This window comes from Bartonella sp. ML70XJBT (genome assembly GCF_028618425.1).
Lineage (GTDB): Bacteria > Pseudomonadota > Alphaproteobacteria > Rhizobiales > Rhizobiaceae > Bartonella.
Genome location: NZ_JAQISX010000003.1, coordinates 13,417 through 39,393, shown reverse-complemented (window position 1 = coordinate 39,393; position 25,977 = coordinate 13,417). Strand labels below are relative to the sequence as shown.

Genomic DNA, 25,977 nt, shown 5'->3' with positions numbered 1-25,977 from the left:
TTATTATTCCGTATCTTCTTCGTCGGATGTCTCATCGGGAAGCAGCGTTCCATTTTGATTAAGCGATTCCATGACTTTTGTAACATTAGGATCAGGATATTTCACATCTATCTTGCTACGCAAATCAACAATTAGTTCTTGATAGCGCTTTTTTATCAACTGTGTACGCAACATCTCTTTAACATCATCAAATGTGGGAGGCTGTTTTACACGACGATCTTCTAATTTAATAATATGCCAACCAAAAGGACTTTCAACGGGTTGTTTCGTGTATTCGCCAACTTTCAAACCAAATGCTGCATCTTCAAAAGGCTTGACCATTTGACCATGGCTAAAATAACCAAGATCGCCCCCAACAGCAGCGGAACCATCTGTTGAACTTTTTTTGGCAATCTCTTCGAAATTTTCGCCTTTATTTAAACGCTTAACGATAGCTTCTGCTTCTTTTCTGGTTTTGACCAAAATATGACGCGCTTTAACTTCATCCTCTTTAGGTAAAGCAGCAATTTCTTGCTTATAAAGATCTTCCAAATCAGTATCCGATATTTTGTCAACAATCATCTGTTTAAAATAAAGCTGTTGAAGCACATTGTCACGCATAACAACCATACGTTTATCATAAGCCTCTGTCTTATCAAGACCTTTGCTTCTTGCCGCTTTTGCAAGTGCCTGCATATCCACATAGGCCTTTAAAACCATGATACGGCGCTGTTCATCAGGAAAACGGGCTAAATTAGGATTTATTTCAAGCGCTAACTCATCCAATTGTCCTGCTGTAATATTATTCCCATCAATAACAGCCATAACATGAGAAGGAGAAACAGCTTTTTCAGAAGCTTTTTCCAAAGTCTTTAAATCATTCGGCGATGAATTCAAACTTTCTGTGGCCCTCACCCCTAAACTTGTACTTGCCAATAAAGCTGATGCTAAAAACAGCGTGATAAAGTTAAATTTCATAAATATACTCCTTAAAAATGCAAGGCAGGTTCAAGATTCCAATTTTCTATACCATAACACTTTAATATTTAAACATAGAGAAATAAATTAGCAATTTATTTTAAAAAATATAAAATTGCTCTTTTATCTCAGTTTTTTCAACCCTATCTAACGCAAATGAAAAACGTGATAATAGAGAAAAATGGCACATTATATCTTAATATCTTAAATTACTTTGAATTGTATCCGTTAAATAACATACCTAAAGTTGACATAGCGCCCTTAGCCTCTTATCTCTACTTTACAGTTTAAAGTGAAAAATTGCACACCGGCAAATATAATGGTACCATCTGCATTTCATGATATCGGAAAACTTAAAGAAAATGTGGAACATGGGGAAATCATATGAATTTCCCAACAAGAATGATAACGATTAAAAGAAAGGGCCAGAGATGGTCAGTTTAGGTGTTTTTGCACGTAAATTTTTTGGTTCAGCTCATGAGAGACGTCTCAAAGCACTCCGCCAAAAAGTTGCACAAATTAATGCATTGGAAGAACAATTCGTAAAATTAAGCGATGAGCAGCTTTACCAAAAGACAGAAATCTTTCGTAAACGTCTTAGTGAAGGTGAAAGTGTTGATTTACTCTTACCGGAAGCCTTCGCAACGGTTCGCGAAGCTGCAAAACGTGTTTATGATATGCGTCCTTTTGACGTACAACTTATTGGTGGAATGGTCCTTAACGACTGTGGTATAGCGGAAATGCGTACCGGTGAAGGCAAAACATTAATGGCAACGTTGCCAATTTATCTCAATGCATTGGAAGGTAAAGGCGTTCATGTTGTGACAGTAAACGATTATCTCGCTAGTCGTGATGCTGAAACAATGGGAAAAATTTTCGGTTTTCTAGGACTAACAACAGGCGTAATTCTCCATGACCTTGATAGTGATGCCCGTCGAGCAGCCTATGCATGCGACATCACCTATGCAACAAATAATGAATTAGGTTTTGATTATTTGCGTGATAATATGGCCTTTGATCGTAGTCAAATGGTTCAACGGGGGCATCACTATGCAATTGTCGATGAAGTAGATTCGATTCTCATTGATGAAGCACGTACTCCTCTTATCATTTCTGGCCCTCTAGAAGATCGTACTGACTTCTATAACCTTATTGACACATTTATTCCTGCCTTAACTCCAGAAGACTATGAAATAGATGAAAAACAAAAAACAACAACTTTTACTGAAGTTGGTACTGAAAAAATTGAAAAAATGCTCGAACAAGCTGGACATCTTAAAGGTGAAAGTCTTTATGACATAGAAAATGTCGCTATCGTTCATCATATCAATAATGCTCTTAAAGCCCATAAACTGTTTGCTCGCGATAAAGATTACATTGTTCGCAATGATGAAATCGTTATTATTGACGAATTTACAGGGCGAATGATGCCTGGGCGGCGTTATTCTGAAGGACTTCATCAAGCGTTAGAAGCTAAAGAGCGTGTTGCTATTCAACCAGAAAATCAAACACTTGCTTCCATTACTTTCCAAAATTATTTCCGTATGTATAGAAAACTTTCTGGAATGACTGGAACAGCCAAAACAGAGGCTGAAGAATTCAGTAATATTTATGGCCTTGAGGTTGTAGAAGTCCCTACAAATTTGCCCATACAACGTATTGATGAAGATGATGAAATTTATCGAACAGCAGAAGAGAAATATCGGGCAATTGTGCGTGATATCCGTCAAGCGCATGAAAAAGGACAACCTATTCTTGTTGGAACAACCTCTATTGAAAAGTCAGAACAATTGGCAGAGCGTTTGCGAAAAGAAGGCATTACCGATTTTAGAGTCTTAAATGCTCGCTATCACGAACAAGAAGCGTACATCATTGCGCAAGCAGGAGTTCCTAGAGCTCTCACCATCGCAACCAACATGGCTGGTCGCGGTACTGATATACAGCTTGGGGGGAATGTTGAGATGCGTATCCGACAAGAATTACAGGATATCCCCGAAGGTCCAGAGCGGACAGCTAAAATTGAAGAAATAAAAAAAGATGTTCAGAAGCTTAAAGACAAAGCTTTAGCGGCTGGTGGTCTTTACGTCATTGCGACGGAACGCCATGAAAGCCGTCGTATTGATAACCAGCTTCGTGGACGTTCTGGTCGCCAAGGTGATCCTGGGCGCTCAAAATTCTTTCTTTCTCTTCAAGATGATCTCATGCGTATCTTCGGCTCCAATCGTATGGATGGAATGCTGCAAAAACTTGGATTGAAAGAAAATGAAGCTATTATCCATCCCTGGATTAATAAAGCCCTTGAAAAAGCACAAAAAAAAGTCGAAGCACGAAACTTTGAAATTCGTAAAAATCTTCTAAAATATGATGATGTCATGAATGATCAACGCAAGGTTATTTTTGAACAGCGTATGGAGATCATGAACACAGACGATTTATCAGACATGATCCATGAAATGCGTGATGAAGTTGTGGAAGATCTTGTAGAAACTTATATTCCATCAGGAACATATTCTGAAAAGTGGAATGTGAAAGCTCTACAAGAGGAAATTCACCAACTCTTCAATCTTGAGCTTCCAATCGAGATATGGGCAAAAGAAGATGGAATTGCCGAAGAACAGATTTTAGAGCGTATCTTAGATGCTGTTACCAAACTCGAAAATGAGCGCACTGAACGCTACTCTCCAGAGGTTATGGCTTATTTTCATAAAGCAGTATTGCTCGAAACCATTGACACGTTATGGCGTGAACATCTGGTAAGTTTAGATCATTTGCGTTCTGTTGTTGGTTTTCGTGGTTATGCGCAGCGAGATCCACTCAATGAATATAAGACTGAGTCCTTTGAACTTTTTCAGAGCATGCTGAAAAGTTTACGCAGAATCGTGATTTCTAAACTCATGCGTTTTGAAATTATTCAGCAACCCACAGAACCACTCATGCCTGTGCAAACGGATGTAGATCACTTTGTTCCAAATGATCAAGAGGAAGGAAAAACTTCCACTCTGTGGGCACGAACACAAGAAAATAGAATTGTTAACCCGAAAGACCGTGATCCCAACGACGTTACCACATGGGGCAAGGTGGGACGTAATGAACGTTGTCCTTGTGGTTCAGAAAAAAAATACAAACATTGTCATGGTGCCTTCGTTTAAAAAAACAATGAAGAAGATGAAGAAAAAGCGAAATTATGAGAAGGAATTACGTGCTGCTGGTCTAAGAGTAACACGTCAAAGGCGCATTATTCTTGATATTTTGGCTGAAACAAATGATCATCCCAACGCATTTGAAATTTTTCAGCGTGCTCACAAAATAGATTCGAGTATTTCGCTTTCAACCGTTTATAGAACAATGAAAACATTAGAGGGAAATGGAACAATTCATCGCCATAGCTTTAGTGGTGGACCCTCTCGTTTTGAGCAAGCAGATGGCCAACATCATGATCATCTTATTGATGTGGAAACAGGACAAGTTATTGAATTTCATTCTGATATTATTGAAAAGTTGCAAGAAGAAATTGCTAAATCTCTTGGCTATGATATTATTCACCATCGCCTTGAACTTTATGGGAAGAAAACAACTCTCAAGTAGCTGATTTCACATATATCATCAAAAAATGCGCGTTATGAAAATCAGATTTTTTACAAGTTTTTCAAAAAAAACTATCGTTTTCATTGGCAAGAGAGTTTTTCTGCTTTATTAGCCTTTTTATCTGATGCTGTAAGGTAATCAACTGCTTGTATTATAACAAATAAACAAATTAGGCCAATATTATCATGGTTTCTTTGCCAAAAGATCGTATGAGACAGCTTGAAAAGCGCTTCGAAATAATTGAAAGCCAAATGGCAAAAAACCCAGATGCTGAAACTTATGTGAAATTAGCTTCTGAGTATGCAGAACTACAGCCAATTGTTTCTTCTATACGAACACTCAGTGCTCTTTATAGAGAAATTACGGATCTCGAGACACTTATCAGTGATAAACTCACAGATACAGAGATGCGTCATCTTGCCCAAGAAGAATTACCATTGTTATGTCAGAAAATAGAACAACTTGAGCAAGAACTCCAGATTCTTCTTTTACCTAAAGACGTTGCTGATGAAAAAAGTGCCATTGTTGAAATTCGCGCAGGAACAGGCGGTTTAGAAGCAGCACTTTTTGCAGGAGATCTTTTCCGTATGTATGAGCGTTATGCCGCTTCCCATAACTGGAAAGTTGAAGTTGTTTCACTTAATGAGGGAGAAGTTGGTGGATATAAAGAAATTATTGCCAGTATTTCAGGGAAAGGCGTTTTTTCTAAACTGAAATTTGAATCAGGCGTTCATCGTGTACAACGCATCCCTGAAACAGAAACCGGTGGACGTATCCATACATCTGCTGCTACCGTTGCTGTCCTTCCAGAGGCTGAAGAAATTGATATTGAAATTCGTCCTGAAGATATCCGCATTGACACCATGCGTGCCTCTGGAGCAGGAGGACAGCATGTCAATACAACGGACTCAGCTGTTCGTATCACGCATATTCCAACAGGGATTATGGTTGTGCAAGCAGAAAAATCACAACACCAAAACCGTGCACGGGCGCTGCAAATTTTACGTGCACGCCTATTTGATATCAAACGACAAAAAGCGGAAAATGAACGTTCCGCTTCCCGTAAAAATCAGGTTGGCTCTGGTGATCGCTCAGAACGTATTCGTACCTATAATTTTCCACAAGGACGTGTCACTGATCACCGTATTAATCTCACTCTCTATAAACTTGACCGCATTCTAGAAGGAGAGCTTGATGAGATTATTCACGCACTCATATCCGATCATCAGACAGCCCTCCTTATGGAAATGGATGATCATGGATGAACGCGTATACTCTCAACAATGTTATCCGACAAACTCAAGAAAAATTGCGCACTCAGGGAGTTTCTGAAGCCAATCTTGAGGCAAAAATGCTTGTTGAATGGATCACAAATACAAATGCAGCAGATAGAATTCTTCAACCAAATTTCTGCCTATCTTTTGAACAAATTGCACAATTAGAAAGCGCCATTCAACGACGTATTGCTGGCAAACCTGTCTACCGTATTATAGGCGTGAGAGAATTTTATGGTATATCTTTCGCACTCTCTCAAGAAACATTAGAACCTCGTCCTGATACAGAGACATTGGTAGATCTTGTTTTACCATTCCTCAAAAAACAGAGTGAAAAATCAGAAAAAATAACGCTACTGGATATGGGAACAGGAAGCGGTGCTATTGCTATTGCAATTCTTAAACAAGTTCCTCAATCTTATGCAGTGGCTGTTGATATTTCTGAAAATGCCCTCAAAACAGCGACAAAAAATGCAAAGAATGCAAATGTTATCAATCGTTTTACACCCCTTCTTAGTGATTGGTTTGATTCTGTTACAGGTCAATTTGATCTTATTATTTCCAATCCACCCTATATTCCAGAAAAAGATATCCAAAATCTTGCAAAAGAAGTGCGGCTCTATGATCCATTGCGTGCACTGATCGGTGGAAAAGATGGTCTTACTTTTTATCGAAAGCTTTCTGATAAAGCCGCAAACTACTTAAAAGCAGAAGGTTATGTTGCTGTCGAAATCGGCTGCTTTCAAGAAAAAGAAGTTTGCGACTTATTTGAAAAAAATGGCTTTAAGTGCTTAGAAATACGCAAAGACTTAAGTGGTATCCCCCGCGCCCTTCTCTTTGTATACAACTCTTAAAATTCCCAATCATCATCTGTCGTTGCAACTGCCTTGCCAATGACATACGAGGAACCTGCTCCTGAAAAAAAGTCATGATTTTCATCAGAGTTTGGTGATAAAGCAGCCAAAATAGCTGGATTAACACGACAAACTTCAGGTGGAAAAAGAGCTTCAAAACCCAGATTCATTAAGGCTTTGTTGGCATTATAATGAAGAAAAATTTTCACATCTTCTGTCAATCCAAGTGCGTCATAAAGATCTTCAGTATATTTGCATTCAATATTATAAAGATCAAAGAGTAAGTTAAAAGCAAAGTCTTTAATTTCTTGCTTTTTGTCCTCATCAAGTTTTGCAAACCCTAATTGAAATTTATAGCCTATATAGTAACCATGGACAGCTTCATCACGAATGATAAGCCGAATAAGATCAGCTGTATTTGTTAATTTAGCACGGCTGGCCCAATACATAGGCAAATAAAAACCAGAATAGAACAAAAAGCTTTCTAGCAGAGTCGAAGCAATTTTCTTCTTTAGCGGATCATTGCCTTCATAACGTTCAAGCACTAATCTGGCTTTTTTTTGTAAATGAATATTTTCCTCTGACCATCTAAACGCATCATCAACTTCTACCGTCGAACAAAGGGTTGAAAAAATAGAAGAATAAGAACGCGCATGAACCGCTTCCATGAAGGCAATATTTGTCAATACTGCCTCCTCATGCTCTGTTATTGCATCAGCGAGCAGTGCAATGGCTCCTACGGTATTTTGAATCGTATCTAGAAGAGTTAATCCGGTAAAAACACGAATTGTGAGCTTGCGTTCTTCCTCCGTCAAACTTGACCATGAAGGAATATCATTAGAAAGCGGAACCTTTTCAGGCAACCAAAAATTTCCAGTTAAGCGGTTCCATACTTCAAGATCTTTCTCATCATGCAATCTATTCCAATTGACAGCGCAAACAACAGGATTTTGGGTTGTAATCTTTGTCATATGATTATCTCCTATAGACTGCATGAAACACAGCCATCCACTTCTGTTCCACTCAACGCTACTTGCCGCAACCGTATATAATAAATACTCTTTATACCCTTTTTCCAAGCATAAATTTGTGCACGGTTAATATCACGCGTGGTAGCAGTATCCGGAAAAAAGAGCGTTAATGAAAGACCTTGATCAACATGCTGCGTAGCAGCAGCATAGGTATCAATAATCTTTTCAGGACCAATCTCATAAGCATCTTGGTAAAAATCCAAATTTGTATTATCCATGTAAGGAGCAGGATAATAAACGCGCCCAATTTTTCCCTCTTTGCGAATTTCAATCTTCGAAGCAATTGGGTGAATAGAAGAGGTCGCATGATTAATATAAGAAATAGATCCAGTGGGGGGAACAGCTTGCAGGTTGCGATTATAAAGCCCATACTCAACAACTAAATCCTTGAGTTCCTGCCAATCCTTTTGATCTGGTATAGCAATATTATTCCGTGCAAAAAGCTCTTGTACAAGTGCAAATTGCGGCTTCCATTCTTTCTCAATATATTTGTCAAAAAAACGACCGTCTGCATAAGCGGACTTTTCAAATCCTGCAAAAATTTTCTTACGCTCGCGTGCAATTAAATTGGAAGCACGTATTGCATGATAAGTTACCGTATAAAAATAGATATTGGTAAAATCAATCGCTTCTGGAGACCCATAATAGATCTTCTCACGCGCTAAAAAACCATGCAAATTCATTTGTCCCAAACCAATCGCATGGCTTTCAGCATTGCCTTTGGCAATGGAGGGTACACAGGCAATATCGCTCATATCGGAAACAGCAGTAAGAGCACGAACAGCAGCTTCCACTGTTCGGCCAAAATCAGGACTTTTCATTGCTTTGGCAATATTCATGGAACCAAGATTACAAGATATATCACTTCCAACAGTGCGATATGTTAAATCCGTCTCTAGTTCACTTGCTTCACTCACCTGTAAAATTTCTGAACATAAATTACTCATACTTATACGTCCAGCTATCGGATTGGCTCGATTAGCAGTATCCTCAAACAAAATATAGGGATAACCTGATTCAAATTGAATCTCCGCTAAGGTTTGGAAAAAAACACGTGCACTTATTTTCTTTTTACGAATCCTTGCATCATCAACAAAAGACCTATAATGCTCGGTCAAAGAAATATCGCTAAAGGGTTTGCCGGTAACGCGCTCAATATCATACGACGAGAATAGGTACATATCCTCATTATTACGTGCAAGCTCAAAAGTAATATCGGGAATAACAACACCAAGCGAAAGCGTTTTAATTCTGACTTTTTCATCAGCATTCTCACGCTTTGTATCCAAAAACTTCATAATATCTAAATGATGTGCATGTAAATAAACAGCACCAGCCCCCTGCCGTGCACCAAGCTGATTGGCATAAGAGAAAGAATCTTCCAACAGTTTCATCACAGGTAAAACACCTGAAGATTGATTTTCTATCTGCTTGATCGGAGCTCCCGCTTCTCGCAAATTTGTCAAACAAAGCGCTACTCCACCACCGCGCTTTGAAAGCTGTAAAGCTGAATTAACCGAACGCCCTATGGACTCCATGTTATCTTCAACACGCAACAAAAAACACGACACCAACTCACCACGCTGTTTTTTCCCTGCATTTAGAAATGTCGGTGTAGCAGGTTGAAACCGTCCTGTAATAATTTCATCTACAAAAATCTCAGCAAGAGTCTTATTGCCCTGTGCTAAATATAAAGAAACAAGGCACACACGATCTTCATAACGCTCAAGATAGCGCTTTCCATCAAAAGTCTTCAGTGTATAGCTGGTATAATACTTAAATGCACCTAAAAACGTGGGAAAGCGAAACTTAAACGCGTAAGCACGCTTAAAAAGCTTCTTAATAAAAGAAAAATCATAAAGCTTAAACAAATCTTCTTCATAGTAACCTTCCTCTATCAAGTAGTCTATTTTTTCCTTCAAATTATGAAAAAAAACCGTATTTTGGTTAACATGCTGAAGAAAATATTGCCGCGCTGCAAGTCTATCCATATCAAATTGGATATGACCATTTTCATCATAAAGATTAAGCATCGCATTCAGTGCATGATAATCTGTGATCTGACTTGTTTTTTGCGACTGTTCTATACCAATTGTTTCCAAAATCTTTCCAATCCCTTTTTTACACAAATAACATCTTCATCAGTTCCACGCAGCTCAAAACGATAAAGGCAAGGTACAAAACATTTTTCAGAAATGATCTTGCTTGCTAAACTATAATAGCGACCAAAATTACGATTCCCACCACCAATGACACCACGAATGAATTTGCGGTTCTCACTTTCATTGAGGAAATGAATAACTGCTTTCGGCACAGCTCCTCTTCCTTCACCATCTGCATAAGTCGGAACAATCAATACATAAGGTTCATCAACCAACACAGACGGTTTTTTCTTATCAATTTTGAAGAGTCGTTGACCAAGCTGCGAAACAAAATGTTCAGTATTACCCGTAGCACTCGAATAATAAACAATAAGTCCCATTAAACACAAAGACCACTAATCATATCTGGTCTAAAACCAGACCAATGATTTTCACCACAAACGACGACAGGAACCTGACGATACCCCAGAGATTGAACAAAATGATAGGCTTGTTCATCACGGGAAATATCTACAACACGATAATTAATACCTTTAGCATCAAAAGCACGGCGTGTAGCATCACATTGAACACAAGATGGTTTGCTATAAATAGTGATCGACATTTTCTTCAACTTTCACAATTCAAAACAATCAACCCTAAAAGAGTCAATCTAATAATTTTCTAATAATTTTATAAATACTCAAGAATAACAAACAACAGAAATTGTACGCAAAACGTGTGGTTATTTTCAAATAGCACACAGATTCCTGAACATAACAGAATCCCTCATCAAATAACTTCAAAGACTATGATGAGAATAAGAGATTATTCCACAACTTAAATGGGATTCCCCTGTTATAAAACAATCTTTTGCTTGGCAAACAATTCCCTCCTGCTGTCTAAAAACTAACGTTCTAAACCGCCGCTTTCAAGAGTTCTGTTTTACTCTTTTACGGCAAAAATCAATTACAAAAATGAAAGGAAATCCTTCCAAAAGAAACACTTCAGCAAGAATACCGCTATACCCTTGCTCAATAATTTTACAATAACATTGGAAATAACTTAGATACCAAACGAAACACACTAATACCCTCTCTTGTGCTTATTTAGAATCACCAATCATTTTGATACTATATATAGTATATACTCTCTCTTTTTCGTCAAGGAGAATTCGACAATTATTTTAAATTGTCCACGATCTTCCCACTAAAATATTCAGCTCTAAAAACTATGTAATAATATAACATTTTATTGACAAACGTTATATTATTACATAGTTTCTAAAATAATAAGCAAAGATGGTATAAGTTATGGAACTGCACTTTAAAAAGACAACATTAGGCTATGGGAATAGAATAGCGATCAAAGGTTTTTCAGCAAAATTAAAAGCGGGTTCATTGGTCGCAATCACAGGTGATAACGGTGCTGGAAAATCAACATTGCTAAAAGCCATCGCTGGGTTGATTAAACCTCTCAAAGGTAAAGTTACAAAGCCGAAAAACAGTCGGACCGCTTATCTTTCTCAGCAGTGTGATATCGATCAAACATTTCCAATTGATGTGAAAACACTTATAAAAACAGGACTATGGTCTTTTTGTGGATTATGGAAAAACCAGCGCCCTTATGAGTCTAAGATTCAGAATGCGCTTGAAATGGTTGGGCTCACAGCACTTGCTAACCGTTCGCTTGAAACATTATCAGGTGGGCAATTACAACGCGCCCTTTTTGCACGTATCATTGTCCAAGATGCTGATATTATATTGCTTGACGAACCTTTCAATGGTATCGATCGCAATACTCAAAAAGACCTTCTTACACTGATCACGTACTGGCAACAGCAAGGACGCACAGTTCTCACAGCACTCCATGATCCTCTCGTCGTGCGAGAATTTTTTCCTCAAATGATTCAAATTAATCAACAAAACGCCTTTTATGGAGAAACAACACAGTTTCTCGACAATATCATTCACCACGTTATGCCCCCTCTCACCGCTAACCCTTTGTGTATTCGTGCACGAAAGCGCCTCCTTCCTATTAATGATTCTCTCTTTCTTAGGTTATAAGACGTGTACGCATTTTTTCTTGCCCCCTTCGTTGATTTCCATTTCATGCAAAATGCCCTTATTGGCTCTATTCTCCTCTCTATGAGCGCTTGTCCTGTTGGTGTATTTTTAATGCTCCGTGGAATGAGTTTGACAGGAGATGCTATCTCTCATGCCATTCTTCCTGGCGTTGCAACTGCTTTTCTCATTTGCGGCTTTTCACTCATATCTATGACACTTGGGGGTATTTTCGCCGGCATTATTGTTGCTTTAGCAACCGTTTTAATTTCACGCAATAGCTTTCAGAAAGAAGATGCATCCATGACCGTCTTTTATCTTATTGCACTTGCAGCAGGTGTCATTATTATTTCCCTGAAAGATTCAACCATTGAACTGCTTCATCTCTTATTTGGATCAGTTCTAGCAATTGATACACAAGCTCTTTGGCTGATCACTATCATAATGCTGATCACACTCTGCTGCCTTTTTATTTTTTGGCGTGCGCTTGTCTTAGAAAGCTTTGACCCTCTCTTTTTTAAATCACTTTCTCCATTGAGTAAATATATTCATATTTCATTGCTTGGACTTGTGGTGTTGAATCTGGTTGGAGGCTTTCAGTCGCTTGGAACATTACTTTCCGTTGGTATTATGATGATTCCAGCGATTACAGCCCGTTTTTGGTTTTCACACTTAGTCCCTATTTGCGTGCTTTCCACTCTTTTTGGAATCATTTCTAGCGTATGTGGTCTTCTGCTTTCTTTTCATCTCTCGCTGCCCTCTGGCCCTGCTATCATCATTGCCGCAGGATTTATTTATCTTATTTCCTGCCTTATAAGTCCACGCGGTTTTATTGTAACACGGTTTCCCCACCTTTTTTATACTTCCTCACTTTAAAGAAAAAAGATGCCTAAGTTTACTCAAAAATTTGTTCTGCTGAGTGTTTTATTATTTGCCCTTTCTCCCTTTCCTGCTTCTGCACACAATAAAATAAAAGTTGTTGTAAGCTTTTCTATTCTTGCCGATTTAGTCAAAAATGTAGGAGGCAATAATATCTCTATGACCACTTTTGTAGGACCCAATGCGAATAGCCACACTTATGAACCTACCCCTCATGATGCTCAAGCTCTTAGAAATGCTCAGATTATTTTTATCAATGGACTTCATTTAGAGGGATTCATTGACCGTCTCATCACAGCAAGCGGGACAAGAGCACTCCTTGTCGAGGTTAGTGCTAACATTCCCCCCCTCGAAATGAAAAATCAAGAACATGATGCCCATCACCATCATCACAGCGTTATTGATCCACATGCTTGGCAAACAATTCCCAATGCCGAAATCTATGTGAAGAATATCGCTGTTGCTTTTTGTAAAGTTGACCCACAATCTTGTACTCGATACAATAAAAATGCCGAAACCTACATCAAAAAGCTTAAAACAGTACAAGATGCCCTAAAAATAAAAATTGACACAATCCCTAAAGATAAACGTGTCATTATTACATCCCATGACGCTTTTGGCTATTTTGCCAAAGAATATGGCTTCACTATCTTAGCCCCCCAAAGCGCTTCAACAGAAACTGAAGCAACCGCAGCTGATGTTGCTAAAATTATCAAACAAATTAAAGCAAATAAGGCAGCAGCTTTGTTCGTTGAAAATATCTCTAATCCTCGTCTCATAAAACAAATTTCAAAAGAAACAGGTTTAAAAATTGGTGGAACCCTTTATTCTGATGCATTGTCAAACGAAAATGGCCCTGCTGCAACTTATCTCGATATGATGAAGCATAATGTGAATACTATTATTGATGCCATCACAAAACATTAAAAAATATTTTTATAGAAGAAAACTTATATCCTATAAATGTTCAGGTAAATAAAGTCATAATTGGAGTTATTACTTCATCGTGCCCAAACCGCGAGTATTATTTTTCTATTTTTCAATGTTTCTTTTGCTATAATTCTCAACACTTGAATTAATTCATAGAAAGCATTTTAATTCTTTCTTAATAGTTTTTCATCCACACGCCAGCCCCGCTTTTGACGTGCAAGCAAGTGATTTTGATGAATTCAACATGGAACAGATTTGGAATGAGAAAATCTTATGGTATTCGGAATTCTTACTCAATACACAAAACCGTGAATTATGATTATAAATCAATATACTGCCGTTAAGCAAGATGTTCCTATTTTTGTACAAGATATTCAGAACATCGTCGCTTTTTTAGGAATAAAATGAATTTTTTATATCACCCATCAAAGCTAAGATATGGGGGATTTAATGCCACCATTTGTGAGTCATTTTCTCTCTATTATTTTTCTTATTCATTTTTTATAAAAGACATAAATTATCACCTTAGAAAAAATCATAACATATTGTTTTTATAAATAAATTTCATTTAAAAATGAGAGAAAATATGGTTTGTAAACAGTTCTTACCTATTGATGTGTTTTACAATGAAAAAACTTTATTATATTCGAAATATAATATTCTTCTTATAGAATATAAAAAGATAAAATTTCTTCATATGAGTATTTTGACATTCTCGCTATTATGTAACAATGGATCATTACAAAAACTTTTAATTTTTTAATCTCATCGGTTACACGTTGATTTTATGAATGTAATAGAGCGCGCTAAAAACATAACACTATCATGATGCCGCATAAAAGAAAGTCTTGTCACATCAATTAATGTTTACTTATTCCTTGTGCGCTTTCCAGTGTTTTTGTTAAAGGTATGAAAATCTTGATGAGCTACAGTGAAACTTAGTTTTTGACCATAGTCGTGTGTCAAACGTTCTTTTATTTCAATCGTAAAAATGATATCATTCCAACGTGTTAAAACATGGCAACCTGTTCCGATTGGCTTTATAAGCTCAATTTGTGTGTGGAAAACAGGTCCTTTATCTGGGTGTTCACCCAATAAGATTATTTCAGGTCTGAAAGCTAAAAAATCCGTTTCTTCGCTATAAGAAAATGAATGCCCTAAATGTTGTTCTAAGATATAACGATCAAGAAAATTCATAGGAGGAGAACCAATAAAATCAGCAACAAATATGCTTGCTGGAGTATCGTAAATTTCCATTGGTGTTCCAATTTGCTCGATGGCTCCCTTATTCAAAACGACAATTCTATCGGCTAATGTCATAGCTTCTAGTTGATCATGGGTAACATAGACGCTGGTTGTTCCTAATGAACGCTGTAGCGTTTTTATCTCAATACACATCTGTGCCCGTAATTTTGCATCAAGGTTGGAAAGAGGTTCATCAAAGAGAAAAACACGGGGTTGACGTACAATTACACGTCCCATTGCAACACGCTGGCGTTGTCCTCCTGATAATTGTCGCGGTTTACGATCAAGAAATGGCTCTATCTCCAAAAGCTTTGCAGCATGTGCAATGCGTTTTTTTATTTCTTCTTTAGGCGTTTTACGATTTTTAAGACCATATTCTAGGTTTCCGCGAACTGTCATATGGGGGTAAAGGGCATAATTTTGAAAAACCATCGCAATATCACGATCAGCTGGCTCACGATCATTGATTCGTTCGTTATCAATACACAGTTCACCTGAGGTGACTTGTTCAAGTCCTGCAATAATACGTAACAAAGTTGACTTTCCACATCCTGAAGGACCAACAAGAACAAGAAGTTCTTTATCAGCAACAGTTAAGTTTAAGTCATCAATGACCATAATGCCGTTGTCATACTGTTTTTTTATATTTGATAACTGGATTGTGGCCACAATTACTTCTCCGTTTCAATAAGGCCTTTGATAAAAAGCCGTTGCATGAAGACAATAACAAGAACAGGTGGTACCATGGCAACGACCGATACTGCCATAAGGATATTCCATTGAGGATCATGTTGTAATGATTCAACAATAAGCTGTTTTAAAATAATAAGGATCGTTTGATGATTTTGATCCGTTGTTATGATAAGAGGCCAGAGATATTGTATCCATCCATAAATGAACATAATGATAAATAAAGCAGCGATATTGCTTTTGCTGAGAGGAAGGAGAATATCCTTAAAAAATTTAAATGGTCCTGCACCATCAACGCGTGCTGCTTCTAAGAGTTCATCAGGAACAGTCAAAAAAAACTGGCGAAATAAAAATGTAGCAGTTGCGGATGCAATAAGTGGGATAATCATTCCGCTATAGGTGTCGATCATCCCCAATTTCGCAACAACCTCATAGGTTGGAAGAATACGAACTTCGACAGGTAGCATCAATGTAACAAAAATAAGAGCAAAAGCAGTTTTTCGGAAAGGAAAACGCATGTAGACAATTGCGTAAGCAGACAAAAGTGAAATAACAATTTTGCCAATGCTAATCCCTAGAGCCATAATGAGTGAATTTATTAAGAGTGGCCAGAGGTTAGGGAGACCAAGCTGTGCAAGCCCATCCCCAAAAATTGTTTTATAGTTTTCCAGAGCATATTCCCCAGGTAAAAGAGGAAGTATTCCCGTATTAAATGCCGCTGAACTATGGGTTGATGCAATAATAGCAACATAAACTGGAAAGAAAATAATGATAATACCAACAATGAGAGTGATATGAGTTAGAAATTTAAGAATAGGGCGATTTTCAACCATAATTTTCAGCCAATAATTTATTTTCTAATATTGTACACGACGCTCAATCCAGCGAAACTGGATAAACGTTAAGACAATAACCATCAACATCAATATTGTTGATTGTGCTGCTGATGCACCGATTATTTGATTTTTAAAGCCATCGTCATATATTTTATAGACGAGGGTGTTTGTTGCGCGCGCAGGGCCTCCAGAAGTTGTGTTATCAATAATACCAAAAGTGTCAAACATAACATAATTGATATTGATGATAAGAAGAAAAAATGTTGTTGGTGAAATTTGCGGAAAAACAACAGTCCAAAATCGTTTAAAGGGACCAGCACCATCAATGGCTGCTGCTTCTATTTGAGAACGCGGAATGGACTGAAGACCTGTAAGAAAAAAGAGAAAATTGTAAGAAATTTGTTTCCAGCTAGCCGCAATGACAATCAGAATCATTGCTTGAGTGCCATTAATACGATAATTCCATAGCCCCCCTACTTTCTCGAGAAGAAAAGGAATAATCCCAATGGCGGGATGAAAGATAAACAGCCATAATATACCGGCCAATACTGGAGCAACAGCATAAGGCCAGAGCAAAAGCATTGTATAAGCCTTTTTTGCACGGACGACACGGTCAACACAGACAGCCAAAAGAAGTGATATTGTCATTGAAACGACAGTAACTGAGATGGAAAATACTGCGGTTGTAAGAAGTGATTGCCGATAAGTAGGATCAGAAAGAACGGTTAAATAATTTTCAAGACCAATAAAAGTTGTTGTAAAGCCAAAAGGATCTTCACGCTCAAAGGATGATTTTACAGCTTGAGCAGCAGGCCAAAAGAAAAACAAAAAAGTCACAAGAAGCTGAGGAAAAAGCAATCCGTAAGAAAGGAGACTCTTTTTAAAATATGCGTGTTTTTCTTGCATTCGTAGGGCTCTTTAAATGTAGAGACTTTAAAAAGGTAAACAAAAAGGACTCAACTGTTTTTGTTGAGTCTTTCATATTTAACAAAAAAACGAAATTAATGATTGGATTTTTCAAATTCACGCAAAAGTTTATTTCCACGTTCAACGGCCTCATCTAAACCATCTTTCGGTGTTTTTGAGCCTCTAAGAACAGCTTCCAACTCTTGATCAAGAATGGTACGGATTTGTGGTAAATTACCAAATCTTATCCCTTTCGAGTTAACTGTCGGTGGATTAAGATTGATCTGTTTGATAGCGATATCAGCCCCTGGCGTTTTTTCATAGAAATGTTGTTCTTTGCTCAATTCATAAGTTGCTTTTGTCGTTGGAAGATAACCTGTTTCTTGATGCCACCTTGCTTGGTTTTCCGTTTTTGAAAGAAACTTAAGAAAAGCAGCAGCACCAGCATATTCCTTTGGGTTATGACCCTTCAACACCCAAATAGAAGCTCCCCCAATAACTGAATTTTGCGGTGCGCCTTCTACATCCTTATAATACGGTAGCATACCAACGCCCACATTAAACTGAGCTTCAGAAACAATTCCAGCATGTGATCCTGAAGATTGCATAAACATTGCACAGTTTTGTGCCATAAACATTGGTGTTGAATCTAACGCACCTGCAGGGCCACCATAGTGGAAAATACCTTGATCAGACCACCTTTTCAGATCTGTCCACATACGTACTTGTAAAGGTCCATTAAATGTAAGCTCTGAATCAAGCCCTTTAAAGCCATTTTCTTTCGTTCCAAAAGAAACATTATGCAACGCTGAAAAATTTTCTATCCCAATCCATTGAGCGGCATAAGCCATGGTAAACCCACACGCTGCCGCTTTAGTCTCAAGAATTTTTTTAGAAAAATCTTCTATATCTTGCCATGTTTTAGGAGGCTGTTCTGGATCAAGTCCTGCTTTTTTAAAGATATCTTTGTTATAATAAAGGATTGGTGTTGAAATATTGAATGGCATAGAGATCATATGCCCCTGTTCATCGGAGTAATAACCTTTAATAGCAGGAAAATAATCTGTAGGATCGAATTCTTGTTTTGTATCAGCCATAAGTTGATAAAATGGATAGACCGCACCCTTTGCAGCCATCATAGTTCCAGTACCAACATCATAAATTTGGGCAAGCACGGGCTGTTTCTTTCCACGAAACGCTGCAATAAGTGCAATCAACCCCTCTTCATATTCGCCGCGAAATGAAGGCACAACTTTATACTCAGATTGACTTGCATTAAAATCATTAATGAGACTTTCAGTTTGCTTTCCTAATTCACCACTCATAGAGTGCCAAAAGCTGATTTTTGTCTGCGCAAAACTCGCTGTTACTCCCGCTGTGGACATTATGATAGCAACCGTGGCCGCTATGGAAAGATAAAAACGACTCATGGTTCACCCTTTCTGAAGTGATGGAATACAAACTACCCCTAGATTTATAGTATTACACATGAATATGCTATAACAGTTTTATTTCAGAAATATGTCCTTTCATTTAAACAGGAACCACCAAAAGGTCAAATGAATTTGTTTAGATTTATCCTTTTTCTTTTATAAGCCTTCTTATGTATAAACGAGATACGCGTTTATAAGGAGCTAAAAAAGTGAGATAATTTATGACTTAAATAAGTAAGTAAATAGGTAAAAAGGCATAGATCGTAAATGTCATTTAATGACTTTTGGAATATCTATAATATCTGGATTTTCTTTTTTAAAAAAATAATTGTTTATTCTTTTATTATTTGTCTTATAATTTTCGGCTTATAACCTTAAAATGATGTTACGATTGAATTTCACGAAGAGACAAATAGAAATCCTTTTAAAATGAAGAAAATTATTTTGAAACGCTTAAGCGTTTCCTTCCCTGTAATGGAATCATATCCCTCATGCAAAATAAAACGATATTGTATGACCGATTTTCATGCTGTAAAAAAACCTTTTCATACATCTACATTTTATGATAGCTCCTATACAAATAAGTCATAAAGCCTCTTCGCTAAAGTATATAAGAATTTTTGTATGCCATCATTTTTACATTTTATAAAAGTGCAAAAGGGCGTCATTATATGATGCCTCTAATACTTCAATAAAGCTTTTTTTAAGAGAGTTTTAAAAGTATTTTTTCTCAACAGCTTTTTATCACCCCACCAACCCCACTTGTAATATGCAAGTAATATGCACGCAAATGATTTTAGTTGATTCATTGTAAAAAAATTTTTAAGTAAGAAAATCTCTTGATATTAAACGCTCTCACTTAATATAAAAGGTATTTAACTATCATTAAAAATCAATGTTTTATCATTTTGCAAAAGAAAATACTTTCTGCTTTCTTCCATTACACTGGCTTTATGAAAATACAGGGACTTTATAGAAATATATTTTTTACCTTTGTGCACGCAATTGCAATGCAAGATCAGGTTGATCTGTCGTAATATAATGTACTGGCATATTAAGCCAATGTGATAACCGCGCTTTTCCGTTGATTGTCCATACCCCTACAGTAAAATCAGCTTCAAGAGCCGCTTCAATAAAATCCTGTGAGACAATGGAACCATCTAAACTTAAATCAGAATAACCCAATTGTTTCCATTCAGAAAAATGATGATACATATCACCTTCAAAATGATCAACACATGGGCCAGATGATATTCCTGCTTCAATAAAAGGACGAAGGATCAAAGGATCAAAACTAATGGCAGAAACCCGTTCTGATAAATTTCGACTTCTTATGAGTGCAAGCGCTTTTTGAGATAAGATTGTTTCACGTTCCACTTCACCACATGTTTTGATTTCAAGATGCAAACCAACATTGGTTGGTGCTAAAAGATCAAGTACCTCTTCTAGCAAAGGAGGTGCTTCTTGGCTTCCTTTCACGCAGAGTTGTTTGCGTGTTTCATTATCAATATCGTGAATATATCCTTTTTTGCAAACCAATTGATCTAAACGGAAATCGTGAAAAACAACTACTTCACCACTTTTCAGCAAATGAACATCACATTCAATCTCATCCACTCCTAACGCTATAGCGTTACTAAATGCTGAAAAGGTATTTTCAGGATAAAGATGCGCTCCACCACGGTGTGCAACAATTTTTTTCTCAGACATACAAAATTTCACACTTCTCAATTTCAAAGGACAATAGTTTAAATGACATTGGCTCTCAATGATATTAACGTATAGATTTTCAAAAGGCTTATTCCTATGAACGAGCACAATTATTTTTTAAGATTTTTTCTATATTTTTTTAAATATCAAACCCTCAATCATATCTTATTCTTAAAAAGCTTATCCCTCATTTCAATTATTCCCATTCAATGGTCCCTGGAGGCTTTGAGGTTACATCATAAACAACACGATTAATCCCTCTAACTTCGTTAATAATGCGTGATGCTGTCTTACTTAAAAATGCCATATCATAGGGATAAAAATCAGCGGTCATTCCATCGACAGATGTGACAGCGCGAAGCGCACAAACAAATTCATATGTGCGACCATCCCCCATCACTCCGACAGTCTGAACAGGAAGAAGAACAGCAAAAGCTTGCCAAATTTCATCATAAAGACCGGCTTTACGAATTTCCTCAAGATAGATAGCATCTGCTTCACGTAAAATTTCTAATTTTTCACGGGTCACAGCCCCTGGACAGCGAATTGCAAGACCGGGACCTGGAAAAGGATGGCGACCAATAAACTGCTCAGGCAACCCTAACTCTCGTCCTAGCAAGCGAACCTCATCTTTAAAGAGCTCACGCAACGGTTCTACAAGTTTCATATTCATCTGTTCTGGTAACCCCCCCACATTATGATGGCTTTTAATGGTAACAGATTCACCAATAGCAGAAACACTTTCAATAACATCTGGATAAAGTGTTCCTTGTGCTAAAAACTCTGCACCTCCTATTTTTTTAGTTTCTTCTTCAAAAACTTCAATAAAAAGGCGCCCTATCGTCTTGCGCTTTTTTTCTGGATCTGTCTCACCTTCTAAAGCATTAAGAAATATATCGGCAGCATCAACGTGAATAAGCTCTATGTTATAGTGATCGCGAAATAATGTAAGAACTTCCTGCGCCTCATTCTTACGCATTAATCCATGGTCAACAAAAATGCATGTCAATTGATCTCCTATGGCTTCACGAAGAAGCGCCGCTACAACAGAAGAATCTACTCCCCCTGAAAGACCACAAATCACACGACTTTTCCCGACTTTTTGTCGTATTGCCGCAACAGCCTGCTCACGATAAGAAGCCATTGACCAATTGCCTTTAATTGCAGAGATCTTATGAATAAAATTTTGCAAAAGTTTTGTACCGTCCGGAGTATGGATCACTTCAGGATGAAACTGTACCGCATAAAAATGTCTTTTCTCATCAGCAATAGCCGCATAAGGAGCTCCTTTTGAAGTTCCTATGACACGAAAACCTTCTGGTAAAGCTGCCACACGATCACCGTGACTCATCCATACTTGATAACGAGAACCTTTTTCCCACACTCCATCAAAAAGGGCACTCTTCTCTTGGATTTCCAAAAAAGCACGACCAAATTCACGCTCATGTCCAGCTTCAACCTTTCCTCCAAGCTGAACACACATGACTTGCTCCCCATAACAAATACCAAGAATCGGAATACCAGCCTCAAAAATTTCTATTGGAGCACGCGGGGAGCCTTCATCAATAACGGAATAAGGACTTCCTGATAAAATAATAGCTTGAGGATTTATGCGACGCACAGCTTCTAAAGCCAATTGAAAAGGAACAATTTCACAATATACCCCCATTGCTCGGATCCGTCGCGCAATAAGTTGTGTAACTTGTGAACCAAAGTCAATAATAAGAACAGTGTCTGGATGTGATATGCTCATAAAAAACCAATCAACAATTGTAAAAGAGAACTCATGAGAGTTATGATTTAATCTTTCTCTTTGCACAAGCCTGTTTTCTTAAGAAAAAGATTATTCTCGTAAAATTTATGATAAAAAATGAAAAAATATGGATCAATGTTTTTTTTGTAAGATAGATAAAAAGAACCCATCTGTCTGTGTTTTTGCAGGCGATAACGTCAGTCCATAATTGGAAAAGACTGGTTGTACAGGCGGAGAGCTAAAATGTGTCTGCCAAAGTATCTGCATATCTATTGGAGAAAAATGAGAATGATGTTGAAGAAAATGGGAAATTTGTTCCTCATTTTCATCTGCAAAAAGAGAACAGGTAATGTAGACTAAGCGCCCATTTGGCTTAAGATAAGCTATCGCCTCATTCAAAATCGCCCTCTGTTCTGTTTGGCGTTGTTTTACCTGCTCTAATGTTAAACGCCATTTCGCATCTGGACGACGGCGCCATGTTCCTGTCCCACTACAGGGTGCATCTAACAAAACTCTATCCATCTGGCCTATTAAAGACTTCAATTCTTCTTTTTGTACCCGTGTTTGTACATTACGAATACCAGCGCGTCGAAGACGATCAAAAATAGGCGCTAGGCGTGCTTTATCAGAATCATAAGCATAAATTTGCCCACGATTGTTCATATCAGAAGCTAAAGCTAATGTTTTGCCACCAGCACCGGCGCAATAATCTAATACCTGCATGCTTTCTTGCGATTCCACAAGATGGGCAACAATTTGAGATCCTAAATCCTGTATTTCAAAGTGCCCTTTTTGAAAAGCTGGTTCCACTTGAACATTGGGATGGCGATCAAATTTTTCAATCGGAGTAATTCTTAAGGCTTGCCGAAACCATGGCAAAGATTGAATTTTAGTTTTTGATAGCTCTTTCAGCACCTTTTCTGGCGTTGCCTTTAGGCTATTTACCCGTAGATCTAAAGGAGGACGCGTTGCTAGCGCAGCAGCTTCCACGATCCAGTTATCACCAAATAAAGGATAAAGATGGGCTTGGCACCATTGAGGAATATCACCACGAATATAGTCTGGTGCATCCATTAATTGCCGCCTTTGCCAAGATTTGCGCTGTTTATCCCCTAATAACTGCGGTGCAAACCGATCTCCTTCTAACGTACTATCAATTTGCTCCAGCGTCATTTTTCCCGTATCTAATAAGGTAGCAAAAACAATATCCCGAATCTCATCGCTCTCCATACGCCATTGTAAAGAATATCGTCGTCTTAAAACATCATAAACGATTGTACCAATGGCGGCACGATCACCTGCTCCAGCAAAGCGATGAGAAAGCCCCCAATCCTTTAAAGCTTCTCCTACGGGACGATGCCTCATTTCTATCTCTTTAAGAACATCTATTGCTGCTTGCAAACGCCCACCTAATCGCATTCATTTCTCCCATTAAAATAATGAAATTCTAAGCCATTTCTGCTCATTGGCTTTTTATCCTTCTAAAATACATAAAATCCTCTTACGCTAAAAAAATACATTGCCATCTATAAAGAACTTCTTTCCACCCATACATTATGAAAAAAACAAACTCCTTGTTATTGCGTAAAATGAAATTTTCTCGACTTATCTAAACAACTGAAAAAATCCGATATCTTCCATCTTAAAATATAATCCTTCTGAAAAAATCTTCTCACAAAATGATATAAGTTCATCTTACTCTCAACAAAAAATTAACTTTTTAAAAAATGCTTGGAACCACTATTTGGTATGACCGTTTTCACTATACTGGCAACTGCCAGATAATTTAAAAGGAGAAAATAATGACTTATAATAATGGAAAAACAACTTCATCTAAAAGTCGTCATAATACAATGCCCTCAAACAATGGAAAGAAATCCGTCCAAAGTGATCAGGCAAACACTCGCCAACGTACGTCAAAGATGGGACGCAAAACAACAAAAAGTTAATTCTAACTTTATATAATTTACTTCACATAGTCTTAACAGAAAGAATTGGAGTTTTAGTCTCTAATTCTTTCCTTTTCTAGATTATTGCACCAAATAAAAACCAGAAAAACCTTCTCTCTTCCTTGATTTCGGAAGATTTTACATCTATGCAATACGACGTTAGGCTCTTATTCCTTCAAACTGGGCCCCGATAGTTTGGACTCTCCCGTGTGATCGAAACATCATGCGTATGGCTTTCATGGAGTCCCGCATTAGTAATACGAACAAACGTTGCTTTTTTACGAAACTCTACGAGATCTTTTGCCCCAACATAGCCCATCGAAGCACGCAGTCCACCAGCAAGCTGATGGAGAACTGATGCTATAGGACCTTTATAGGCCACTTGACCCTCTACACCTTCAGGAACCAACTTCAATTCATCACGAACGTCATCTTGAAAATAGCGATCTGCTGATCCTCGTGCCATAGCACCAACAGATCCCATACCGCGATAGGCTTTAAAAGATCGACCTTGATAAAGATAAACTTCACCAGGACTTTCTTCTGTACCCGCTAAAAGAGAACCGATCATTGCTGCACAAGCCCCCCCCGCTAAAGCTTTAGCAAAATCACCCGATGCCTTGATCCCGCCATCTGCAATGATGGGTATATCCGCTTTTTCAGCAACTTCTGCAGCATTCATAATAGCTGCAAGTTGAGGAACACCAACGCCAGCAACAATACGCGTTGTACAAATAGAGCCAGGACCAATACCAACTTTTACCGCATCTGCACCACTGTCAATCAATGCTTGCGTTGCTTGAGCAGTCGCGACATTCCCAGCAATAACAGCTGGAGAGGAAGCCATCTTTTTAATCCGTTCAACAGTTTCTAGCACACGCTGAGAATGTCCATGCGCTGTATCAATCACCAACACATCAATACCTGCATCAATGAGACGTTCAGCACGTTCAATCCCATCATTTCCAACACTACTAGCCGCTGCAACACGCAAGCGCCCTTGAGAATCTTTAGCCGCATTTGGATTTAATTTCGCTTTTTCAATATCCTTAACTGTTATCAGACCGACACAACGATTTTGTTCATCCACAACCAATAGTTTTTCAATACGATGATGGTGTAAAAGATATTTTGCTTCATTGAGTTGAACATTTTCACGTACTGTGATCAAATTCTCATGCGTCATTAATTCATAAATTTTTTGTTTTGGATCCGATGCAAAACGAACATCTCTATTGGTCAAAATGCCAACAAGCCGTCCAGCAGTCTCACCTTTAATACTATTTTCAACAACCGGAATACCTGAAATGCCATGAAAGCGCATTAATGTTTTCGCTTCTTCAAGAGTTGCATCGGGTCCAATTGTAACTGGATTAACAACCATACCAGATTCAAACTTTTTTACTTGGCGAACTTCTTCTGCCTGCTCTGCAGGAGACATATTACGATGAATAACCCCAAGACCACCAGCTTGAGCCATAGCAATTGCTAAACGCGATTCTGTTACCGTATCCATTGCAGCGGAAAGTAATGGCAAATTGAGCTTAATATCAGCTGCAATACGCGTCCTAAGATCCACTTGACTAGGCATAACAAGAGAATGACCGGGCTGTAAAAGTACATCATCAAAAGTCAGTGCCAATGCCCCTGTTCCCGTTTCAACAATCTTTGCCATAGCAAAATTCCTTTTATAATAAAATATTATAACAAAACACCGCAAGAAGCTTTAAAATACAACTGCGGTTCTCATAGGGTAGATTGGCAAAAAATTATGCCATGCTACAAACAAAATGAAAAGAAA

General features: G+C 37.8%; 21 protein-coding genes. 8 read left to right on the top strand and 13 right to left on the bottom strand.

All coding sequences use genetic code 11. From position 1 onward, the window contains the following. Positions 1 to 3: 3 nt before the first annotated feature. The gene (locus tag PVV65_RS02015) at positions 4 to 957 is read right to left on the bottom strand and encodes a peptidylprolyl isomerase (protein ID WP_273789014.1); all 954 of its coding nucleotides are present in this window, start codon (positions 955 to 957) and stop codon (positions 4 to 6) included. A 431-nt stretch (positions 958 to 1,388) separates the two neighbouring features. Between PVV65_RS02015 and secA the strand changes: the two genes are divergently transcribed. From secA to prmC, 4 genes are all read left to right on the top strand, one after another. Further along, the gene (gene secA / locus PVV65_RS02010) at positions 1,389 to 4,106 is read left to right on the top strand and encodes a preprotein translocase subunit SecA (protein ID WP_273789013.1); all 2,718 of its coding nucleotides are present in this window, start codon (positions 1,389 to 1,391) and stop codon (positions 4,104 to 4,106) included. Further along, on the top strand, positions 4,045 to 4,542 hold the full coding sequence (locus PVV65_RS02005) for a Fur family transcriptional regulator (RefSeq protein WP_273789012.1): 498 nt from the start codon (positions 4,045 to 4,047) through the stop codon (positions 4,540 to 4,542). The genes secA and PVV65_RS02005 overlap by 62 nt, the downstream gene beginning before the upstream one ends. Before the next feature lie 185 nt (positions 4,543 to 4,727). Then, on the top strand, positions 4,728 to 5,807 hold the full coding sequence (prfA, locus tag PVV65_RS02000; protein WP_273754588.1) for a peptide chain release factor 1: 1,080 nt from the start codon (positions 4,728 to 4,730) through the stop codon (positions 5,805 to 5,807). Continuing rightward, complete coding sequence (gene prmC / locus PVV65_RS01995; RefSeq protein WP_273789011.1) at positions 5,804 to 6,670, top strand: peptide chain release factor N(5)-glutamine methyltransferase; 867 nt, start codon at positions 5,804 to 5,806, stop codon at positions 6,668 to 6,670. The genes prfA and prmC overlap by 4 nt, the downstream gene beginning before the upstream one ends. Here prmC and nrdF read toward each other — a convergent pair. From nrdF to nrdH, 4 genes are read right to left on the bottom strand one after another with little or no spacing between them, the layout of a single operon-like run. Then, positions 6,667 to 7,641, bottom strand: coding sequence for a class 1b ribonucleoside-diphosphate reductase subunit beta (nrdF, locus tag PVV65_RS01990; RefSeq protein ID WP_273720013.1), 975 nt, complete (start codon positions 7,639 to 7,641; stop codon positions 6,667 to 6,669). The genes prmC and nrdF overlap by 4 nt on opposite strands. 11 nt (positions 7,642 to 7,652) lie before the next feature. Further along, positions 7,653 to 9,803 carry a class 1b ribonucleoside-diphosphate reductase subunit alpha gene (gene nrdE / locus PVV65_RS01985; RefSeq protein ID WP_273789010.1) on the bottom strand — a complete coding sequence of 717 codons (2,151 nt, stop codon included), beginning with the start codon at positions 9,801 to 9,803 and terminating at the stop codon, positions 7,653 to 7,655. Further along, positions 9,785 to 10,183 (bottom strand): class Ib ribonucleoside-diphosphate reductase assembly flavoprotein NrdI, encoded by a 399-nt coding sequence (gene nrdI / locus PVV65_RS01980; RefSeq protein ID WP_273756047.1) that lies wholly within the window; start codon positions 10,181 to 10,183, stop codon positions 9,785 to 9,787. The genes nrdE and nrdI overlap by 19 nt, the downstream gene beginning before the upstream one ends. Further along, the gene (nrdH, locus tag PVV65_RS01975) at positions 10,183 to 10,407 is read right to left on the bottom strand and encodes a glutaredoxin-like protein NrdH (protein ID WP_273789009.1); all 225 of its coding nucleotides are present in this window, start codon (positions 10,405 to 10,407) and stop codon (positions 10,183 to 10,185) included. Before nrdH ends, nrdI begins: the two co-directional genes overlap by 1 nt. A gap of 688 nt (positions 10,408 to 11,095) precedes the next feature. Here nrdH and PVV65_RS01970 point away from each other — a divergent pair. The 3 genes from PVV65_RS01970 to PVV65_RS01960 are packed head-to-tail and all read left to right on the top strand — an operon-like array spanning position 11,096 to position 13,651. Beyond that, complete coding sequence (locus tag PVV65_RS01970; RefSeq protein ID WP_273789008.1) at positions 11,096 to 11,848, top strand: ABC transporter ATP-binding protein; 753 nt, start codon at positions 11,096 to 11,098, stop codon at positions 11,846 to 11,848. A gap of 3 nt (positions 11,849 to 11,851) precedes the next feature. Further along, positions 11,852 to 12,721 carry a metal ABC transporter permease gene (locus tag PVV65_RS01965; protein ID WP_273789007.1) on the top strand — a complete coding sequence of 290 codons (870 nt, stop codon included), beginning with the start codon at positions 11,852 to 11,854 and terminating at the stop codon, positions 12,719 to 12,721. A 9-nt stretch (positions 12,722 to 12,730) separates the two neighbouring features. After that, complete coding sequence (locus PVV65_RS01960; RefSeq protein WP_273754580.1) at positions 12,731 to 13,651, top strand: metal ABC transporter solute-binding protein, Zn/Mn family; 921 nt, start codon at positions 12,731 to 12,733, stop codon at positions 13,649 to 13,651. Between the two features lie 870 nt (positions 13,652 to 14,521). Here PVV65_RS01960 and PVV65_RS01955 read toward each other — a convergent pair. The 7 genes from PVV65_RS01955 to PVV65_RS01925 form a co-directional block, all read right to left on the bottom strand. Beyond that, entirely contained in the window at positions 14,522 to 15,568 is a 1,047-nt protein-coding gene (locus PVV65_RS01955) for a sn-glycerol-3-phosphate import ATP-binding protein UgpC (RefSeq protein WP_273754578.1), read from the bottom strand. A gap of 2 nt (positions 15,569 to 15,570) precedes the next feature. Then, positions 15,571 to 16,422, bottom strand: a complete 852-nt coding sequence (ugpE, locus tag PVV65_RS01950) for a sn-glycerol-3-phosphate ABC transporter permease UgpE (RefSeq protein WP_273789006.1) — start codon at positions 16,420 to 16,422, stop codon at positions 15,571 to 15,573. A 24-nt stretch (positions 16,423 to 16,446) separates the two neighbouring features. After that, complete coding sequence (gene ugpA, locus PVV65_RS01945) at positions 16,447 to 17,331, bottom strand: sn-glycerol-3-phosphate ABC transporter permease UgpA (protein ID WP_273754576.1); 885 nt, start codon at positions 17,329 to 17,331, stop codon at positions 16,447 to 16,449. Positions 17,332 to 17,426: 95 nt separating this feature from the next. Then, positions 17,427 to 18,761: a sn-glycerol-3-phosphate ABC transporter substrate-binding protein UgpB gene (gene ugpB, locus PVV65_RS01940; RefSeq protein ID WP_273789005.1), complete on the bottom strand. Its 1,335-nt coding sequence runs from the start codon at positions 18,759 to 18,761 to the stop codon at positions 17,427 to 17,429. A 990-nt stretch (positions 18,762 to 19,751) separates the two neighbouring features. Then, the gene (locus tag PVV65_RS01935; protein WP_273789004.1) at positions 19,752 to 20,474 is read right to left on the bottom strand and encodes a glycerophosphodiester phosphodiesterase family protein; all 723 of its coding nucleotides are present in this window, start codon (positions 20,472 to 20,474) and stop codon (positions 19,752 to 19,754) included. Positions 20,475 to 20,670: 196 nt separating this feature from the next. Then, complete coding sequence (guaA, locus tag PVV65_RS01930) at positions 20,671 to 22,227, bottom strand: glutamine-hydrolyzing GMP synthase (protein ID WP_273789003.1); 1,557 nt, start codon at positions 22,225 to 22,227, stop codon at positions 20,671 to 20,673. A gap of 132 nt (positions 22,228 to 22,359) precedes the next feature. Continuing rightward, entirely contained in the window at positions 22,360 to 23,646 is a 1,287-nt protein-coding gene (locus tag PVV65_RS01925; protein ID WP_273789002.1) for an RsmB/NOP family class I SAM-dependent RNA methyltransferase, read from the bottom strand. Between the two features lie 383 nt (positions 23,647 to 24,029). On the opposite strand from PVV65_RS01925, the gene PVV65_RS01920 reads away from it, so the two are divergent. Beyond that, on the top strand, positions 24,030 to 24,176 hold the full coding sequence (locus PVV65_RS01920; RefSeq protein WP_273789001.1) for a hypothetical protein: 147 nt from the start codon (positions 24,030 to 24,032) through the stop codon (positions 24,174 to 24,176). Positions 24,177 to 24,351: 175 nt separating this feature from the next. On the opposite strand, the gene guaB is transcribed toward PVV65_RS01920, so the two are convergent. Further along, positions 24,352 to 25,851 carry an IMP dehydrogenase gene (gene guaB, locus PVV65_RS01915; RefSeq protein ID WP_273789000.1) on the bottom strand — a complete coding sequence of 500 codons (1,500 nt, stop codon included), beginning with the start codon at positions 25,849 to 25,851 and terminating at the stop codon, positions 24,352 to 24,354. Positions 25,852 to 25,977: the final 126 nt, after the last annotated feature.